At 67.6% G+C, this 3,110-nt stretch carries 4 protein-coding genes; all 4 read right to left on the bottom strand.

Annotation, left to right across the window (positions count from 1 at the left end; translation table 11 throughout):
- A partial coding sequence (locus tag U9980_RS26405; RefSeq protein WP_322770409.1) for an ABC transporter substrate-binding protein occupies nt 1–768 on the bottom strand: 768 nt, incomplete at its 3' end.
- Nucleotides 765–1,136, bottom strand: coding sequence for a hypothetical protein (locus tag U9980_RS26410; RefSeq protein WP_322770410.1), 372 nt, complete (start codon nt 1,134–1,136; stop codon nt 765–767). The genes U9980_RS26405 and U9980_RS26410, both read right to left, overlap by 4 nt.
- A 62-nt stretch (nt 1,137–1,198) precedes the next feature.
- Entirely contained in the window at nt 1,199–2,296 is a 1,098-nt protein-coding gene (locus U9980_RS26415) for an ABC transporter ATP-binding protein (RefSeq protein WP_322770411.1), read from the bottom strand.
- A gap of 3 nt (nt 2,297–2,299) precedes the next feature.
- Nucleotides 2,300–3,110 (bottom strand): glycoside hydrolase family 36 protein (locus tag U9980_RS26420; protein WP_322770412.1); only part of this gene is annotated, 811 nt, incomplete at its 5' end.

A 3,110-nucleotide genomic window follows, 5' to 3' on the forward strand; every position in this document is an offset into this window, starting at 1 on the left:
GAGCTGCATGGCGACCGCGGTGGCGTCGGCCCCCTTTGCGCCAATCTGAATGGTTGCCACGATCTGCACGCCGGCGGCCTGCAGGCTGCGTCCCATGACGTCGGCCACCCGGATCAGGTCCGGGCTGAATCTCGGGGCGATCAACGCCGCTCGGGTTCCGCCCTGGTCGCGGACGAACTCGCCCCAGACCATCGGGATGTGGCTGGACACCCAGGTGGTCGGTGTGAACATGTTCGGGTAGGAAAGCCATGTCGGGTCGGTGCCGATACCGAGCACCGGAATCCCCTGGTTGTGCAGATACTCCACGGAGCCCGCGCTGGCGTCGCTGGCTTCCAGGATGCCGAAAACCCCGTGCTCCTCGACCAGGGTGCGGGCCGCGAACAGGTTGGTCCCGTTGTCGGAGGCGTCGTCGATCCACTGGTAGCTCAGGAGACGGCCGTCCACGCCGCCGTGGGCGTTTTCCACGGCGAAGCGGGCGTCGATCCCGGCGCTGGCGGGGGCGAAGGTCGTCTGAGTGTCACCGCTTTCCGGGTAGATCAGACCAAGTCGCGCCGACGTACGACTGATTCCGGGTACCGCACGGCAGTCCGGAGGGACATTATCGACTACCGGGGGTGACCCGGGACGTACGGTGAACGCGGTGAACGCGGTGAACGGCACAACGAGTAGCGCCGCCGTCAGCAGGGCAAGACGTGCCCGTTGCCGCGCCAGAAGGCGGAGCCAGCGAGTGTCGGGACGACTCGTAAAGGGTGTGCCTGGCCATGTCATCGGCTTGCTGGCGGTCCTGGTCGATGCTGCGACCGGGGGGCGGGGAGCTCCAGAGGGCCACAGGCGATGCGATCGTGGTTCTGACGCATCGCCTGTGGCCACGGTCCCCGGAACTCTGAGTGGCTTGGGGCGGAAGAGGCTTCCGGGCAGGCGATGTTGTCGTCGCGGAACACCCCCCAGGAGACCCGGCGGCAGGAGAGCGCGTCGACGATGACTGACACCCGGGTGACCGGGTCGAACATCTCGACCCGGCGGCCGTCGCCCGCCGCCCGGGTTTCCCGATGCGCCCACAGATGTCCGTCTTCCATGTCGCCGAACTGGCCGAGTAGCCGCCCGGCCGCGTCCAACGCGAGAATTCTTTTACTCACCATGGTCTCCTTGTCTCGGCGTCATCGGTTCTCGGCGTCACCGGTGCTGTTCCGGGTGTGCGTCAGGCGCCGAGCCGGACGCCGGTCTGCGGGTCGAACACATGTATTTCTCCGGGGCGTACATCCAGGCGGACCGCTTCGCCGCGGGTGATTTTCGTCCGGCCGTCGGTACGCACGATGAGGATGGCGGTGCCGCCGGGAATGTCGATTTTGACGTGCAGATAGGCGTCGGAGCCGAGTTCCTCGACGAGTCCGACCTGGCCGGCGATACCATTACCGGCTACCGGATCGACGGGAATGAGCGCCTCGGGTCGGACGCCCAGTTCGACCCTGTCCAGCACGGACCCGGTGGCGGTGGCGGCCGCGGCGGCCGGCAGCGGTATCCGCGCCTCGCCGAGGAGCGCGTGACCCTCGACGAGTGGCACGGTCAGCAGGTTCATCGCCGGTGAGCCGATGAAGCCGGCGACGAACGCGTTGGCCGGCCTGTCGTAGAGCTGCCGGGGTTCGGCGACCTGATTCAGCACGCCGTCGCGGAGCACCGCGACACGATCGCCCATCGTCATGGCCTCGGTCTGGTCGTGGGTCACATAGACGGTGGTGACGCCGAGACGTGCAGCCAGGTCGGCGATCTGAGTACGGGTCTGCACCCGCAGCTTGGCGTCCAGGTTCGACAGCGGCTCGTCCATGAGGAAGACCCGGGGCTGGCGCACGATGGCGCGGCCCATCGCCACCCGCTGGCGCTGCCCGCCCGACAACTGCTTTGGTTTGCGGTGCAGGTACGGTTCCAGGTCGAGCAGCGCCGCGGCCTCCCGCACCCGGCGGTCCCGTTCGGCTTTCGGCACCCTGGCGATTCTGAGAGCGAAGCCGATGTTGGCGGCCACGTCCATGTGCGGGTAGAGCGCATAGTTCTGGAACACCATCGCGATGTCCCGGCGGGCCGGCGGCATGTAAGTCACATCGTCGTTCCCGATGCGGATCGCCCCGTCGTCGACCTGCTCCAGGCCGGCGAGCATCCGCAGCGCGGTCGATTTCCCCGAACCCGACGGGCCGACCAGTACCATGAACTCACCGTCAGCAATTTGCAGATCGAAACTGTCAACAGCAGGTGTCAACCCACCCGTATACCGACGGGTAGCCCGGTCAAACGTCACAGTAGCCATCTGTCAACCCTCCAGTCGATCTTGTTCGAAGGGAACCGGAGGCACCCTCGTCAGAAGGCGACGAGTTGTGGCCAGTCCCCAGCCGTCGAGGTCGCGAAGCCGGTCGCTGCTACCTCGCAGTCCGCCGAACCGTTCCACGTGCGCGGCCCAGTCCGCGCGCCGCTCGACGGCCAGCCGTGCGATGAGGCAGTCGGGATCGTTGACCCAGAACCGGCCGTGCTGCCATGCCCGCCACCGTCCGGTGAGGGCAGCGGCCTGTTGCGACGGGGCGCACAGGTCGCCGCCCGCAGGCAGGTAGCTCGGGTCGACGTCGGGACTCACCCGCATCGCGTCCACCAGCCCCACGCTGGGCAGGATCGGCGCGCCGCAGCCGAGCAGGTACGAGCCGGGCCCGATCGCGCCGCGAATGAGCTGCAGGCCCTGCCGGTAAGCTTCCAGCCCGCTGACGCCGCGGGCATGCCGTTCGCCGTCCAGCGCCCCCGCATAGATGAAATCAATCTTGAAGAAGTCGATGCCCATGTCGCGGAACTCGCTGAATACGCGGCTCAGATAGGACGAGGCGTCGGGGTGGGTGACGTCGAGCGCCCGCAGCTCGACATTCCAGTTGGTGCCGGCACCGACATCGGGGATCAGCCAGTCAGGGTGTTCACGGGCCAGCACAGAGCGTGGGCTGACGAGAAAGGGGGCTGTCCAGATGCCGACGCGCCGGCCGTGGTCGCGTATCCGGCTGGCCGTGTCGCGTAGTGAGGCGAAGCGGCTCGAGGGGGTCAGCCAGTCGCCGATCTCGGCCTGGTAGCCGTCGTCGATCTGGACG

The organism is Protofrankia sp. Cr1, from assembly GCF_963555865.1.
GTDB lineage: Bacteria > Actinomycetota > Actinomycetes > Frankiales > Frankiaceae > Protofrankia.